Here is a 15,559-nt window from a genome sequence, read left to right as displayed (position 1 = left end):
GGTTCGATGACCGACACCGCCCCGCCGTCCCTGTGCGACCGTGAGCCGCACGTCCCCGCGGACCGGCTGGTCGCCGAGATGGTGCCGCCGCCGCGGTTCGACTCGGTGCGTTTCGACACGTACATCCCGGACCCGAACCAGCCCAGCCAGACCGAGGCCGTGCGGGTCCTGGAGGGCTTCGCGGCGGGTCTCGGCGGCGCGCACGCGATCGGCGGCGGCAGGCGCGGCTTCCTCGGACTCGGCAGGCCCAGGGCCCCGAAGACCCCGGCGGGCCCCCGCGGCGTCTACCTCGACGGCGGCTACGGCGTCGGCAAGACCCACCTGCTGGCCTCCCTCTGGCACGCCACCCCCGCCGAGCCCTCCCTGAAGGCCTTCGGCACCTTCGTCGAGCTGACCAACCTCGTCGGCGCCCTGGGCTTCCAGAAGACGGTCCAGACGCTCTCCGGCCACCGTCTGCTGTGCATCGACGAGTTCGAACTGGACGACCCGGGCGACACCGTCCTGGTCTCCACCCTGCTCGGCAAGCTGGTCGACGCCGGCGTAGCGCTCGCCGCCACCTCCAACACCCTGCCGGGCAAGCTCGGCGAGGGCCGGTTCGCGGCCGTCGACTTCCTGCGCGAGATCCAGGGCCTGGCGGCACACTTCCGCCCGCTGCGCATCGACGGCGAGGACTACCGCCACCGCGGGCTGCCCGAGGTGCCGGCGCCGTTCACCGACGAGGAGGTCACCAAGGCGGCGTACGCCACCGAGGGCGCCTCGCTCGACGACTTCCCGAGCCTGCTGGCACACCTCGCCAAGGTCCACCCCAGCCGGTACGGCGCCCTGACCGACGGGCTTGAGGCGGTCTGCCTCACCGACGTGCAGCCGGTGCCGGACCAGTCGACGGCACTGCGGCTCGTGGTGCTCGCGGACCGCCTCTACGACCGCGAGGTACCGGTGCTGGCCTCCGGGCTGCCCTTCGACCGGCTGTTCAGCGAGGAGATGCTGAACGGCGGCTACCGCAAGAAGTACTTCCGCGCGATATCCCGGCTGACCGCGCTGGCGCGCGACGCCAAGGGTCTCGTCGCGTAATCACGGCGAAACGTCGCACGTCAAGGGCCAGTTCGCGTCAGCGACCCGGCGCGCTTCAGCCTCTCTTCAGCCGGAAACGCTAAGTTAACCCAGCAAACGACTTTGCCGAGTTAAGGTGTTTCTTGACCAGTCATTGACCAATGGTTGGTCTGGACTAGAAGCGTGAACTGCCGAGAGGGGGACGCGTGTTCCGAGGTGCGACGGCACGGACCGTGGTAGCGGCCCTCGCCACCCTTCTTCTGGCGCTCCCCTTCTTCGCGTCCACCGAGGAATTCGCAACCGCGCACACAGGCCGTCAAGCTGAGGCCAAGGCTCAGCCCGGAACCAAGCTCTCCGGCAAGGCGTCACGCGCCGAAGCCTCCGGCAAGCGCCACTGCAACCACGTCGGGAACCCGACCGGTCCCCTGCGCACCCGCGACCGGCACCGCGCCGTCGACCTCGCCCCCGAGGGGCCCGAGCGCTCACTACCGGCTCGGGAGCCGGCGGCCACGCCCGAGCGGGTCGCAGCAGGCGAGTTCCTCCTGTCGAGACCCTCGACAGCCCACGCTCCGGCGGCACTTCAGGTTTTCCGCTGCTGACAGCAGAGCAGTGCCACCTCTGTTCCCCCACCTGTCATGTAAACCGACGCGCCCCCACGGCGCGCCAGGTAACCCGACGCGCCCCCACGGCGCGCCAGGAGGAGTCACCACATGCAGCCCCTCATCGACAACGCCCGTACGTTCGGACAGCGCCCTGAGGAGTTCGCCAAGCTGGCCGAAGGCCAGTCCCCCCAGGTTCTGTTCATCACCTGCTCGGACTCCAGGGTCGTACCGGCCCTGATCACCGGCGCCCGACCGGGCGAGCTCTTCGAGCTGCGCACCGCGGGCAACATCGTTCCCCCCTACGCCTCCGAGCCCCCCACCAGCGAGGCGGCCACCATCGAGTACGCCGTGGAGGTGCTGGGCGTCCGCGACATCGTGGTCTGCGGGCACTCGCACTGCGGCGCCGTCGGCGCCCTCGTCCGCGGCGACGACCTGGACGCGGTGCCGGCCGTCCGCGACTGGCTCAACCACGCCACCCCGCGTCCGGCAGGCACGACCGAGGACCCGGAAGTGGCCGAGGGTGTGCAGAACCACGTCCTGGCCCAAGTGCTGCGCCTGCGGTCGTACCCGTTCATCGACAAGAAGCTGGCGGAGGACCAACTGACCCTGCACGCCTGGTACTACGAGGTGCACACGGGCGCGGTGCGCGTCCACCGCGCCGAGACCGACGCGTTCGAGGGTCTGTGATCGCCGTGCTGACCAAACACCCTCACCTGCGGCAGGACTTCGCCGCCTCCCTGGTCGTCTTCCTGGTCGCGCTCCCGCTCTGCGTGGGCGTGGCGGTCGCCTCCGGTGTCCCGGCCGAACTAGGCCTCGTCACCGGCATAGTCGGCGGCATCGTCACCGGTCTGATGCGGGGCAGCAGCCTCCAGGTCTCCGGGCCCGCGGCCGGTCTGACGGTGCTCGTCTACGAGGCGGTCGACGAGTTCGGGCTGCCCGCGCTCGGCGTCATCGTGCTGGCCGCCGGTCTGCTCCAGCTCGCCATGGGCGCCCTCAAACTGGGGCGCTGGTTCCGGGCGATATCCGTCTCGGTCGTCGAGGGCATGCTGGCCGGTATCGGCCTGGTGCTCATCGCCGGGCAGCTGTATTCCGCTGCCGGGCTGAAGGCGCCCACCTCCGGCATCGACAAGATCCTGGGGCTGCCCGGCGCCGCCGTCGACGCGCTCGGCAGCACCACGGCACTCGCCTCGCTCGCCGTCGGCGCGGGCACCGTCGCGGTGCTCGTGCTGTGGAAGAAGCTCCCGAAGAAGGCGCAGACCGTGCCCGGCGCACTCGCCGCGGTCCTGCTCGCCACCCTGGTCACCCAGGTCTTCGGTCTGTCGATCGCCACCGTCGAGGTGAACGGCCTGCTGGACTCCGTCCAGCCGCCCGGCACGGACGCCTTCGGTGAACTGGCCGGCCCGGCCATCTTCGGCACGATCATCGCCTTCACCCTGATCGCCTCCGCCGAGAGCCTGTTCAGCGCCGCGGCCGTGGACCGGCTGCACGACGGTCCGCGCACCGAGTACGACAAGGAGCTCATGGCCCAGGGCGCGGGCAACGCGGTGTGCGGCGCGCTCGGCGCCCTGCCCATGACCGCGGTCATCGTGCGCAGCTCCGCCAATGTCCAGGCGGGCGCGAAGACCAAGGCCTCCCGGGTCATGCACGGCGTGTGGCTGCTGCTGTTCGCGGCTCTGCTGCCGTCGACGCTGGCGCTCATCCCGCTGCCCGCGCTCGCCGGCATCCTGGTCCACGCGGGCTTCAAGCTGATCCCCTTCCGGGGGATCGTGTCGCTGTGGCGCGGCCACCGCGGTGAGGCGCTGATCCTGGTGGTCACGGCCGTCTCGATCGTCGCGGTGAACATGTTCGAGGGCGTGCTGATCGGTCTGGCCCTGTCGGTCGCCAAGACCGCGTGGGAGGCCTCGCACCTCAGGCTGGAGATCGTCGACAAGGGCGCGGGCCCGATCCAGGCGCACCTGTCGGGCAACGCGACCTTCCTGAGGCTGCCGAAGATCCTCGACAGCCTGGAGTCGCTGCCCCAGGACCGTCCCGTCGAGCTGGACCTCTCCGGTCTGCACCACCTGGACCACGCCTGCCGTACGGCCCTGGAGAACTGGGCCGAGCGGCACAGCGCGGTCGGGACGGAACCGGTCCGGGTCACGGAGCCGGAGCTGGTGAAGGCCCCCACGCCGTAGTGCTCTCCCGCCCGGTCCGGGGCCGAGCGTGGCCCCGGACCGGGAACCGGGCATATCGTTGCAGGAGCAGACATACAGACCTCTGGACGAGGAAGTCGGAATGCTCCAGGAACTGGTGACGGCGGCCGTGGCGGCCGGTGCCGCGGGGGTCGTCTACCTCGCGGCGGCGGCGCGGGTCGTCAGGCAGTACGAGCGCGGGGTGGTCTTCCGCCTCGGGCGGCTCGCGGGTGAGGTGCGCGAGCCCGGGTTCACGGCGATCGTGCCGTTCGTGGACCGGCTGCACAAGGTGAACCTGCAGATCGTCACCATGCCGGTGCCGGCCCAGGAGGGCATCACCCGGGACAACGTGACGGTGCGCGTGGACGCGGTCGTCTACTTCCGGGTCGTCGACGCGGCGAGCGCCCTGGTCAAGGTCGAGGACTACAAGTTCGCCGTCTCCCAGATGGCCCAGACCTCGCTGCGCTCGATCATCGGCAAGAGCGAGCTGGACGATCTGCTGTCCAACCGCGAGAAACTCAACGAGGGCCTGGAGCTGATGATCGACAGCCCGGCCGTCGGCTGGGGGGTCCAGGTGGACCGCGTCGAGATCAAGGACGTGTCGCTGCCGGACGCGATGAAGCGCTCGATGGCCCGGCAGGCGGAGGCCGACCGTGAGCGGCGGGCCCGGATCATCAACGCGGACGCCGAACTCCAGGCCTCCAAGAAGCTCGCGGAGGCCGCCGAGCAGATGTCCGAGCAGCCCGCCGCGCTCCAACTCCGGCTGCTGCAGACGGTCGTGGCGGTGGCCGCCGAGAAGAACTCGACGCTCGTCCTGCCCTTCCCCGTGGAGCTGCTGCGCTTCCTGGAGCGGGCGCAGGAGCACCCGACCGGGACGTGACGGGCGGGGACACGCTACGCGCGTGGTTCACGGGGGCCGACCCAGATGATAGACACAGCGAGGTCACAGTCCTGTCCGCCAGCAGGAAGGTTGCTTCGCCATGTCCGCAACACGACGTCAGGTCCTGGCCCGTTCCGGTGCCTTGGGCGTGGGCATCGCCTTCACCGGCGCCCTCTCCGAACTCTTCGCCGGCACCGCTGCCGCCCAGTCCCTCGGACACACCGGCTACGGCCCCCTCGTCCCCGACCCGAAGGGCCTGCTGGACCTGCCGAAGGGCTTCCGCTACAAGGTCCTCTCCCGCGAGGGCGAGCAGCTCCGCTCCGGCGAGGGCAAGGTCCCGTCCAACCACGACGGCATGACCGCTCTGCCCGGCAGACACGGCCGGGTCCACCTGGTCCGCAACCACGAGAACCGCCCCACCGCGGCGATCGCCGTTCCCACCGTCGAGGGCCTGACCTACGATCCGGCCGGCAAGGGCGGCTGTACGGCCCTCACGCTGGACTCCGGCAACAACGTGCTCTCGGAGTGGGTCGCGATCGCCGGCACGGCCGTCAACTGCGCGGGCGGGCCCACCCCTTGGGGCACCTGGCTGACCTGCGAGGAGACCGAGGACAGGGCCGGCACCAACGGCTACACCAAGGACCACGGCTTCATCTTCGAGGTCGACCCGGTCGATCCGCACCGCTCGGGGGCCGTACCGCTGACCGCGATGGGCCGCTTCCAGCACGAGGCCATCGCGATCGACCCGAAGCGCGGCATCGTCTACGAGACCGAGGACGCCTTCCTCAAGCCCTTCGGCCTCTTCTACCGCTTCCTGCCCAACAAGCCGGAGGGCGGCCTCGGTTCGCTGCGCGCGGGCGGGCGGCTCCAGGCGATGCGGGTGCCCGGCGTGCCGGACCTGTCCGCGATCCAGGAGACCGGTGCCTGCTTCGAGGGCATCGAGTGGGTCGACGTACCGGACCCGCTGGCCGCCGAAACCCCCGTCCGGTTCCAGGACTTCGGTCCGAAGGGCATCACCCATGCCCAGAAGCTGGAGGGCTGCTACTGGGGCGGGAAGTCCGTCTACTTCGTGTCCTCGTTCGCGCACAGCGCCGATGGCTCGGCCGCCGACCACTTCGGGCAGATCTGGCGCTACGACCCCTCGGCGCGCCGGCTCACCCTGGTGATCGTCTTCGGCCCGGACACCGACGTACAGCTGCCCGGCGAGTCCCCGGACAACATCTGCCTCGCCCCGAGCGGCGGCCTGATGGTGTGCGAGGACGGCAGCGGCGCCCAGCACGTCTTCGGCGTGACCCGGCACGGCGAGGTCTACGCGGTGGCCCGGGGCCGGCAGAACATCGGCACGCCCGAGGCACCGGAGTGGGGCGAGTTCGCCGGCGTCACCTTCTCCCCCGACGGGCAGACGATGTACGTCAACTGCTACACGCCCGGGACGACCTTCGCGGTGACGGGGCCCTGGCGCAGGTAGCCGTCCGCCACGACGGCTGGCGCGCCCCGGTCCCCCGGCGCAGGATCGAGGGGCCGGGCCCGGGCCGGAAGGGGTGCCCCATGGCGAAGAAAGGCTCGAAGACCCGCGCGGCGAAGAAGGGCGGGCACGACCTCGCCCTGCGCGAGCTGCTGCGCGTACCGGGCGGCAAGCCGGTGGACCTGGCAGCCCACGGCGCCCGGGAGACCCCGGCCGGCCCGCGTGACAAGCAGGCGGGCCGGGCCGCGATGACCGAGCTGGCCACGCCACTCGCCGACCTGCAGGAACGTCTGTGGGCGGCGAGCTCGGCGGGCGACCGGCGCCGGGTCCTGCTGGTGCTTCAGGGCATGGACACCAGCGGCAAGGGCGGCACGGTCAAGCACGTCATCGGCCTGTTCAACCCGTCCGGCTGCCGTATCCACGCCTTCAAGGCGCCCACGCCGAAGGAACTCACGCACCCCTTCCTCTGGCGCATCAAGAAGGCCCTGCCGCAAGCCGGTGAGCTGGGCATCTTCGACCGCTCGCACTACGAGGACGTCCTCATCGCCCGCGTCCGCTCGCTCGCCCCGGCCACCGAGATCGAGCGCCGCTACGACGAGATCAACCGATTCGAGAAGGCCCTCACCGACGACGGCGTCACCGTCGTCAAGTGCTTCCTGCACATCTCGTACGAGGAACAGCGCGACCGGCTGCTCAAGCGCCTCGACCGTCCGGACAAGCACTGGAAGTTCAACGTCTCGGACATCGACGAGCGCGCCCTGTGGCCCGCCTACCAGCAGGCGTACGAGACGGCCCTGGAGCGCTGCTCGACGCCGCACGCCCCGTGGTACCTGGTCCCCGCCGACCGCAAGTGGTACCGGAACTGGGCGGTCAGCCGGCTCCTCCTGGAGCACCTGTCGGAGCTGGACCCGCACTACCCGGAGGCCGACTTCGACGTGGCGGAAGCCCGCAGGCGGCTGCTGGAACAGTGAATCCCGGGGTACTCGGGGCGCATGACCGAGAACCGGCACGTCAAGGGCTCGTACTGGCTGGAGACGGCACCCGGCGGGCCCCGGCCGCCACTGACCGAGGACCTCGACGTCGACGTGGCCGTCATCGGGGCCGGCATCGCCGGGCTGAGCACGGCGTGGGAGCTGACGCGGGCCGGCCGGCGGGTGGCGGTCCTGGAGGCCGGGCAGGTGGCCGCCGGGGTCACGGGACACACCACCGCCAAGCTGACCGCCCTGCACACACTGATCTACGACAAGCTGCGCCGCACCCGCGGCCCGGAGGGCGCCCGGCTGTACGCCCGCTCGCAGAGCGAGGCGATCGAACGGGCCGCCCGGATCGCGGACGAGCTGGGCGTCGACTGCGACTGGGAGCAGCGCAGCGCCTACACCTACGTCCGTGACGAGAGCCGGGCCGAGGAGCTGCGGGCCGAGGCGGCGGCCGCCCTGGAGGCGGGACTGCCGGCGTCGTTCGTGACGGAGACCGGGCTGCCGTTCCCGGTGGCGGGCGCGGTACGGGTGACCGGGCAGGCGCAGTTCCATCCGCGCAAGTACCTGCTGGCCCTCGCCGAGGACCTCGTCGCCTCCGGGGCGGCCGTCCACGAGCACACCGCCGTCCTCGGGCTGGAGGAGGGCCGGCCGTGCCGGCTGTCGACCGACACGCGGGCCACGGTGACGGCCCGGGACGTCGTGGTCGCCACCCACTACCCGATCTTCGACCGGGGCCTGCTGTTCACCCGGCTCTCCCCGCGCCGCGAGCTGGTCGTCGCCGGGACCATCGACCGGGAGCGGGATCCGGACGGCATGTTCATCACGCCGGACGAGGGCACCCGCTCGGTCCGCACGGCTCCCTGGGATGCCGGCCGGCGCCTGCTCATCGTCACCGGCGAGCACTTCACGCCGGGCACGGGCGACACCCGGGCCCGGTTCGACGACCTCTCCGCCTGGGCCGTCCGGCACTTCCCCGGCGTCGAGCTCACCCATGCCTGGGCCACCCAGGACAACGACCCCACCGACACCGTGCCGATGGTCGGCCCGCTGCACCCGGGGGCCCGGCACACCTATGTCGCCACCGGCTTCGGCGGCTGGGGCATGAGCGGGGGCATCATGGCGGGCAGCCTGCTCGCCGCCCGGATCACCGGCGAGGAGTGCGCCTGGAGCGACCTGTACGACCCGCGCCGCCTGCTCTCACAGGTCCGCGAGGCCCCGTCCTTCCTGAAGACCCAGGCGCAGGTGGCCCGTCACTTCGTCGGCGACCGCCTGCGTCCCGCGCCCCCGCTGGAGGCGCTCCCGCCGGGAGAGGGCGCCGTGGTCCGCGTGAACGGCGACCGCCTCGCGGTCTACCGCGACGACGACGGCGCCCTGCACGCCGTCTCCGCTCGCTGCACCCACCTCGGCTGCCTGGTCTCGTTCAATGGGGCCGAGGACGCCTGGGAGTGCCCCTGCCACGGCTCCCGCTTCGACACGGACGGCAAGGTGATCCAGGGACCGGCGACCAAGCCGCTGGAGCGGCGGGACATCTGAGCGGGTGACGTCACGGCCGGGGTGAGGGGCGTATGAGATAGTTCGCCCTATTTTCATATGGTGATCACTCTTGTACGACGCGTCACCGCCGCCTGCGTCCTCGGCGCCGCCCTCACGGCCTGCGCCGCCACTCCCCACCCGGCCCCTCGGACGGCCCGCCCGGCCCCCTCCGCGACCTCCGCGCCCGCGGCCTCCGCGCCACCCACGCTCGCCCCCGGCCCCGGAGGCCTGACCCCCGTCTTCAAGAACGGCTCCCGCTCCCGCGGCAGGACGGTCGCGCTCACCTTCGACGCCGACATGACCGCGGATCAGGGGGCCCGGGCGGCGGCCGGCGAGCACTTCGACAATCCCGGGCTGATCGCGGCGCTGCGCGCCCTGAAGGTCCCGGCCACCGTGTTCATGACCGGGCGGTGGGCCGAGGAGTACCCGGAGCAGGCCCGCTCCATCGGGCGGGACCCGCTCTTCGAGGTCGCCAACCACTCCTACAGCCACTACGCCTTCACCGACCACTGCTACGGGCTGCCGACGGTCTCCGGTGACCGGATGCGCGCGGACGTGGAGCGGGCGTACGCGGCGCTCCGGCGAGCGGGCGTGCCGGACGCGAGGCCGTACTTCCGTTTTCCCGGCGGGTGCTACGACCGGCGGGCGCTGAAGGCGCTGACCCCGGTCGGCGTGACCGCCGTCCAGTGGGACGTGGTGAGCGGCGACGCGTTCGCGACCGACGCGGAGGCCGTGTCCCGGCAGGTGCTGGAGGGGGTGCGGCCGGGGTCGGTCGTGGTCATGCACTGCACGCGCAGTGCCGCGCCGACGACGGAACGGGTGGTACGGACGGTGGTGCCGAAGCTGCGGGAGCGGAGGTTCCGGTTCGTGCAGGTGTCCGAGCTGATCGGGTCCTAGGCTGGAGGTATGAGCGAGGACCACCGCACGATCGGCGACGTGCCGAAGCCTCCGGTCGCCGACGGGCCGCCGTACGCCGAGTGCGTGCTGTGCCGGGAGCCGACGGAGTACCCGGAGTCGTACAAGGCGATCACCCTCTGCCCCGCCTGCGAGTGGCAGGAGGCGCAGCGGACGGCTTGTTCGGGGTGACCTTAGGGTTGTCCGGGTGAGCCACGACGTGACGCCCCCGACCGACAGCCCCTTCCGCCCCGAGCCGACCGCTCGCGACCAGGCACCCCAGTTCGTACTGCCCCTGGTCGCCCGTATCGAGAAGGCCGCTCCGCCCGCCCGGACCGACGCCCTCGAGACCGCTGCCCGCGCCGTTCTCGTCATGCTCGCCGACGCGCGCTCGGTCGGCGACGGGGAGTGGGCCGAGGCCGTACGGGACTGGCAGGACGCCCGCATCCGCAAGGTCGTACGGCGGGCCCGGGGAGCCGAGTGGCGGCGGGCCGAGGCGTTGCCCGGGATCACCGTGACGGGGAAGACCGCGGAGGTACGGGTGTTCCCGCCCGTGCCGCTCGACGGGTGGCCCAAGGAGCTGGCCAGGCTCCAGGTCTCCGGTACCGATCTCGACGACCCCGAGCCGCCCGTCGAGGCGGATGCGACCGCTCCCGTGCTGTGGCTCAGCCCGGACCTCGACATGTCGGCCGGCAAGGCGATGGCCCAGGCCGGTCACGGCGCCCAACTGGCCTGGTGGGAACTGTCCGACGAGGAGCGGGACGCCTGGCGGGACGCCGGGTTCCGGCTCGCCGTACGGACCGCGGATCCCCGACACTGGGCCGAACTCACCACCGGCGGGCTGCCGTTGGTCCGTGACGCCGGGTTCACCGAGATCGCGCCCGGCTCCTGCACGGTCGTCGCGGACCATCCGGCGCTGCGATGACCAGGGTCGACGGGCGCGTCGAGCGGGGCAACCGGACCCGGCGGACCGTGCTGCGACGGGCCGTCGACATCGCCTCGGTCGAGGGGCTGGAGGCGCTGTCCGTGGGGCGGCTGGCCGGGGAACTGGAGCTGAGCAAGAGCGGGGTGTTCGCGCTGTTCGGCTCCAAGCTGGAGTTGCAGCTGGCGACCGTGCGCGAGGCCTCGCGGATCTTCGTCACCGAGGTGCTGGAGCCGGTGTCCGAGGCGGCCGACGGGGTCGACCGGCTGCGGGGCCTGTGCGAGGGCTGGCTGCGGTATTCGGAGCAGCGGGTCTTCCCGGGGGGCTGTTTCTTCTACGGCGTGATGGCCGAGTTCGACGCGCGTGAGGGAGTGGTCCATGACGCCCTCGTCGAGGCACAGCGCGCCTGGCTCGCGGAGTTGGAGAGGTGCGCCGAGCGGGCGAGGGCCGCGGGTGAGCTGGACGCGGACACCGATCCGGCGCAACTCGCCTTCGAGGTGGTCGCGTTGATGGAGGCGGCGAACGCGATGTCGGTGCTGCACGGTGAGTCCGCTCCCTATGCCAGGGCGCGGCGGGGCATCGCCGCACGGCTGCGAGACCTCCTCCGAAACTAGTAGCACGATCGTTCGTCTAGTTTTATGGTGGTCGTACGCCCTGGACCTGATCACCGAGGAGTGCTGATGGACGTGGTCGAGCTGAACCGGATCGCCGTACAGGAGGCTGCGCGGGTGGTGGAGCTGGCCAGGGACGGGGACTGGGCGCGGGACACCCCCTGCGCGGGGTGGGACCTGCGGCGGCTGGTGGCGCACATGACCGCGCAGCACCACGGGTTCGCGGCCGCCGCACGCGGCAGGGGCGGCGAGTTGGGCTACTGGCGGGAGGCGGAGGAGGAGGCCGAGCCCGCCCGGGCGCATCGCGCGGCCGCCGACGCGGTGCTCTCGGCGTTCGCCGAACCGGGCGTGCCGCAAAGGGAGTTCGTGCTGCCGGAACTGGGCGGAGGGTTCGCCGGCCGTACGGCGATCGGCTTCCACCTCGTCGACTACGTCGTGCACGCGTGGGACGTGGCGGCCGCGCTCGGGGTACGTCTCCGGCTGGCCGACGAGGTGTGCCTGGCGGCACTGGCCGTGGCCCGACGCGTTCCGACGGATCCCACAGGCCGTGGGCCGGGATTCGCGTTCGCCCCCGCGCTGAAGGTTCCGGAGGGGGCCGGGCCGTTGGAGGAGACGCTGCGGCTGCTGGGCCGCGAGCCCGAGGCGTGGCCCGGGACCGGTGTGTGACCTCGCCGGGCATGGGGGGGCCAGGCCGTTGGAGGAGGCGCTGTGGGTGTCGGGCCGGGGGCCCGAGGCCTGGCCCGGAACCGGTGTGCGACCTCGCCGGGCAGGGGGGCCAGGCCGTTGGAGGAGGCGCTCTGGGTGTCGGGCCGCGAGCCCGAGGCGTGACCCGGAACCGGTGTGTGACCTCGCCGGGCAGGGGGGCCGGACCGCTGGAGGAGACGCTGCGGCTACTCGGCCGGGGGCCCGAGGCGTGGCCCGGAACCGGTGTGTGACCTCGCCAGGCAGGGGGGCCAGGCCGCTGGAGGAGGCACTGCGGCTACTCGGTCGCGAGCCCGAGGCCTGGCCCGGGACCGGTGTGCGACCTCGCCGGGCATGAGGGGGCGGGCCGTGGAAGGAGGCGCTGTGGGGGTCGGGCCGGGAGCCGGAGCCTGGAGCGGACGGGTGGGGGACGTCGTCTGCCCGAACCTCAAATGTTGCTCTGAACGTCCCCCCGGCACGGTTCGGGCCCGGACCCCAGGGCCATACCTCCGTCACGCCGAGCGGGAGAGGCCGAGGGGGACGGACCATGGAGCGACTGGGCACGGGGATCGGGTGGCGGCCGGAGATCGCGGACGCCGTGGAGGGCATGCCGGGCATCGACTGGGTCGAGGCCGTGGCCGAGAACGTGTGCCCCGGGCACCTGCCCGAGTCGCTGCGGCGGCTGCGCGAGCGCGGCGTCACCGTGGTGCCGCACGGCGTCTCGCTCGGCCTCGGCGGCGCGGAGCGGCCCGACGCGGGGCGGCTCCTGGCTCTCGCCGAGCGGGCGGAGGCACTGGGATCGCCACTGGTCACCGAGCACATCGCGTTCGTCCGCGCGGGCGGCCCGCTCACCGCCTCCCCACGGCTGGAGGCCGGGCATCTGCTGCCGGTCCCGCGCACCCGGGACGCCCTGGACGTCCTGTGCGAGAACATCCGCATCGCGCAGGACGCGCTCCCGGTTCCGCTCGCCGTGGAGAACATCGCCGCACTGATCGCGTGGCCGGGTGAGGAGATGACCGAGGGGCAGTTCCTGTACGACCTCGCCGACCGGACGGGGGTACGGCTGCTGATCGACGTGGCCAACCTGCACACCAACCACGTCAACCGCGGCGAGGACCCGGCCGAGGCGCTCGCCGAGCTGCCCCTGGAGGCCATCGCGTACGTCCATGTCGCGGGCGGGTTCGAGCGGGACGGCGTGTGGCACGACAGCCATGCCCACCCGGTTCCGCGGCCGGTCCTCGACATCCTCACCGACCTCGCGTCCCGGGTCTCGCCGCCCGGGGTGCTGCTGGAGCGGGACGAGAACTTCCCCGAACCGGCCGAGCTGGAAGGGGAGTTGGCGGCGATCCAGGAAGCGGTCGAGAAGGGGGGCGGCGTGCGGGCCGGCGGTGCGTGGCGCGCCGCCGCCTCCGCGGAGCCGTCGACCGTCTCGACCGACCCCGCCCGCCAGCGGCTCGCCCTCGCCCAGACCGCCCTGCTCTCCGCGCTCGTGGCGGGGACACCGGTACCGGAGGGGTTCGACCGGGTGCGGCTGGGGGTGCAGGCGCGGGCCCTCGCGGGGAAGCGGGCGGATGTGGTGGCCAAGGTGGCGCCCGAGCTGCCGGTGATCCTCGGGGCGGGTTACCGGCCGGCGTTCCTGGCGTACGCGCAGGGGGCGCCGATGACCGACGGGTATCGGAGGGACGCGCTCGACTTCGCCGGACACCTCCTGCTGGGCGAGGAGGTGAGGGACGCCCGGGTGCGGCGGGAGCTGCGGGAGTGGTGGCTGGAGCGGTCCGGACCGGCACCGAGGTCCCGGAGGCCGGGGGTCAGGCTGGCCCGGGCCACGCGCAGGGCTCTGCTGCGGCGCTGAGGGGGCGAGGGGAGGGTCTGTCGCTCACCGGCGCCGGGGGGTGCCTCGCTCCGCCCCGCGGTCGGCGAAGGGCCGCACGGACCCGGCAGTAATATGTCAGTCCCGCACCTGAAACCCACTAGCGTGCGGTGCCGCAACAGGAGGCACCATGCGACCGCGACCGCCCGTCAAGGGGCGAGGCATCTTCTCCGGCACCGGGGTCATCATCGCCGGGCTGACGGCGACCCTCGTCGCCCTGCTCATCCCGATCTGGTCGTACGCCGACCGCTCCGGCACGGGACTGAGCGTGCTCAACGCCGGGACCGTGACGACGCCGTACGGGCCGCTCTCCGCGCTGGACCGGGAGTTCGTCACGAAGGTGCGGCTGGCCGGGCTGTGGGAGCTGCCCGCGGGTCAGCAGGCGCAGCAGAAGGGGACGACGCAGGCCGTACGGACGGCGGGGCAGCACCTCGTGGAGGGGCACACGTTCCTCGACGCACGCGTGCGTGACGTGGCGTCGAAGCTGGGACTCGCCCTGCCCAACGAGCCCAACGACCAGCAGAAGCAGTGGCTCGCCACCCTGGACCAGGCGCAGGGCGTCGACTACGACCGCCAGTTCGCCAACATCCTGCGCCTCGCGCACGGCAGGGTGTTCTCCGTCGTCGCCGAGGTCCGCGCGAGCACCCAGAACTCCCTGGTCCGCGCCCTGGCCGACGACGCCAACAGCACCGTACTGGACCACATCAAGATCCTTGAGGCCACCGGGTACGTCGACTTCGGCGCGCTGGCCCGGGACATGGCCACGGGCAGCACCCCGCCGATCACCAACTCCCCCGCGCCGCCCGGTCCGACGACCGACCCGGGCCAGGTCGTGCCGGTCACCCCGTCGCCGTACGCCACGACCTTCACCCTGCCCCCGGCCGCCTCCAGCCCGCCGCCGGAGCCCGTGCCGTCGTAGTTCACTTCCGGACAAACGGAACGTCACACACCGACAACACTCCGTCCGGATCGTGAACAGCCCATGGCGCCGCCAGGAGCCTTTGGCATAGAAACGCGGCATGTTCTGGGTTCTTCTCCTGTTGCTGGCCTGGGCCACCGCCGGCACCGCGTGCACCCGGCTGTGCCTGGCCGCCGTACACGCGGCGGCCGCGGACGCGGACACCCGGGCACACGATCTGACGCTGTACGAGGCCGCGTTCCTGTCCGGTGGACCGCGGCGGGTCGCCGATCTGACGCTCGTCTCCATGGCCCGGCAGCGACGGCTGCTGCTGGCCCACACCGGCTGGGCGACCGTCGTCGATCCGCGCGGCCGGGACGAGATGGAGCGCACGGTCCTCGGAGCCATCGGGCCGGAGGGGCAGTCCCGGATCGCTCCGGTGCGGGCGGACGCGGCCTCGGCGGACGCGGTGCGCAGCCTTGCCGCCCGGCTCGTGGACGCGGGGCTCGCCGTGCCCGACGGCGCCCGCTCCGGCATCGCGGTGGCCGTCCGCCAGGTGCGGCTGGCCGCGGCGGCCGTCGTCGCGCTGGGCGCGATCGCGCTGCTGGTGCCCGCCCCGTCGGAGATGCCGCGGCACCTGGTCGCCCTCTGGTTCGCGCTGCCGCTCGCCCTCAGTCTGAGCTGTCTGGCCATCGCGCGGATCGAGGTCCACCCGTACTCGCGCTGGGCGTCCCCGGCGGGCCAGCGTCTGCTCGGCGCCCTGACCCGGCGCCCCGGCGGCACGGACGAGCGGACCTATCTCACCTCCGTCGCCGTACGCGGCATCAGCGCGATCGGCGAACCGGGCCTGCGCGCGGCCTTCGCCCACCGCGAGCAGCACCACGGCCCGCACCGCGAGCTGTGGCGAGGCGAGCGGCCCGGCGGACACGGCGAGGAGCACCGCCGTCCGCACCGGCGCGACTGACCCCACCCGGGGGCGCACGGAGGCATTGGGGCCGACACCGG

The 15,559-nt window shown here is 72.6% G+C and carries 15 protein-coding genes; all 15 read left to right on the top strand.

Annotated elements, in window-relative coordinates; all coding sequences use genetic code 11:
- Nucleotides 1–6 precede the first annotated feature (6 nt).
- Nucleotides 7–1,071: a cell division protein ZapE gene (gene zapE / locus ABZT06_RS04905; RefSeq protein WP_355735540.1), complete on the top strand. Its 1,065-nt coding sequence runs from the start codon at nt 7–9 to the stop codon at nt 1,069–1,071.
- A gap of 689 nt (nt 1,072–1,760) precedes the next feature.
- Nucleotides 1,761–2,339 (top strand): carbonic anhydrase, encoded by a 579-nt coding sequence (locus ABZT06_RS04900; protein WP_355734867.1) that lies wholly within the window; start codon nt 1,761–1,763, stop codon nt 2,337–2,339.
- Entirely contained in the window at nt 2,336–3,826 is a 1,491-nt protein-coding gene (locus tag ABZT06_RS04895) for a SulP family inorganic anion transporter (protein ID WP_355734864.1), read from the top strand. The genes ABZT06_RS04900 and ABZT06_RS04895 overlap by 4 nt, the downstream gene beginning before the upstream one ends.
- A 100-nt stretch (nt 3,827–3,926) precedes the next feature.
- A complete protein-coding gene (locus ABZT06_RS04890; RefSeq protein WP_355734861.1) occupies nt 3,927–4,703 on the top strand; it encodes a slipin family protein in 777 nt (258 codons plus the stop codon).
- Nucleotides 4,704–4,803: 100 nt separating this feature from the next.
- The gene (locus ABZT06_RS04885) at nt 4,804–6,171 is read left to right on the top strand and encodes a PhoX family protein (RefSeq protein WP_355734858.1); all 1,368 of its coding nucleotides are present in this window, start codon (nt 4,804–4,806) and stop codon (nt 6,169–6,171) included.
- Between the two features lie 80 nt (nt 6,172–6,251).
- Complete coding sequence (locus ABZT06_RS04880) at nt 6,252–7,139, top strand: polyphosphate kinase 2 family protein (RefSeq protein WP_355734855.1); 888 nt, start codon at nt 6,252–6,254, stop codon at nt 7,137–7,139.
- Nucleotides 7,140–7,160: 21 nt separating this feature from the next.
- Nucleotides 7,161–8,678, top strand: coding sequence for an FAD-dependent oxidoreductase (locus tag ABZT06_RS04875; RefSeq protein WP_355734852.1), 1,518 nt, complete (start codon nt 7,161–7,163; stop codon nt 8,676–8,678).
- Between the two features lie 57 nt (nt 8,679–8,735).
- Nucleotides 8,736–9,575 carry a polysaccharide deacetylase family protein gene (locus ABZT06_RS04870; RefSeq protein WP_355734850.1) on the top strand — a complete coding sequence of 280 codons (840 nt, stop codon included), beginning with the start codon at nt 8,736–8,738 and terminating at the stop codon, nt 9,573–9,575.
- A gap of 9 nt (nt 9,576–9,584) precedes the next feature.
- The gene (locus tag ABZT06_RS04865) at nt 9,585–9,764 is read left to right on the top strand and encodes a hypothetical protein (RefSeq protein WP_355734847.1); all 180 of its coding nucleotides are present in this window, start codon (nt 9,585–9,587) and stop codon (nt 9,762–9,764) included.
- Between the two features lie 16 nt (nt 9,765–9,780).
- Complete coding sequence (locus ABZT06_RS04860; RefSeq protein WP_355734844.1) at nt 9,781–10,497, top strand: aminoacyl-tRNA hydrolase; 717 nt, start codon at nt 9,781–9,783, stop codon at nt 10,495–10,497.
- On the top strand, nt 10,494–11,108 hold the full coding sequence (locus tag ABZT06_RS04855) for a TetR/AcrR family transcriptional regulator (protein ID WP_355734842.1): 615 nt from the start codon (nt 10,494–10,496) through the stop codon (nt 11,106–11,108). The genes ABZT06_RS04860 and ABZT06_RS04855 overlap by 4 nt, the downstream gene beginning before the upstream one ends.
- 66 nt (nt 11,109–11,174) lie before the next feature.
- Nucleotides 11,175–11,771, top strand: coding sequence for a TIGR03086 family metal-binding protein (locus ABZT06_RS04850; RefSeq protein ID WP_355734839.1), 597 nt, complete (start codon nt 11,175–11,177; stop codon nt 11,769–11,771).
- A 562-nt stretch (nt 11,772–12,333) separates the two neighbouring features.
- Nucleotides 12,334–13,638 carry a DUF692 domain-containing protein gene (locus tag ABZT06_RS04845; protein WP_355734836.1) on the top strand — a complete coding sequence of 435 codons (1,305 nt, stop codon included), beginning with the start codon at nt 12,334–12,336 and terminating at the stop codon, nt 13,636–13,638.
- A gap of 148 nt (nt 13,639–13,786) precedes the next feature.
- Nucleotides 13,787–14,575, top strand: a complete 789-nt coding sequence (locus tag ABZT06_RS04840; protein ID WP_355734833.1) for a DUF4142 domain-containing protein — start codon at nt 13,787–13,789, stop codon at nt 14,573–14,575.
- 100 nt (nt 14,576–14,675) lie between these two features.
- A complete protein-coding gene (locus tag ABZT06_RS04835) occupies nt 14,676–15,518 on the top strand; it encodes a TIGR04222 domain-containing membrane protein (RefSeq protein WP_355734830.1) in 843 nt (280 codons plus the stop codon).
- Nucleotides 15,519–15,559 lie beyond the last annotated feature (41 nt).

This window comes from Streptomyces sp. NPDC005483, assembly GCF_040606035.1.
Taxonomy (GTDB): Bacteria; Actinomycetota; Actinomycetes; order Streptomycetales; family Streptomycetaceae; genus Streptomyces.
This window is presented reverse-complemented; position numbering and strand designations above follow the sequence as displayed.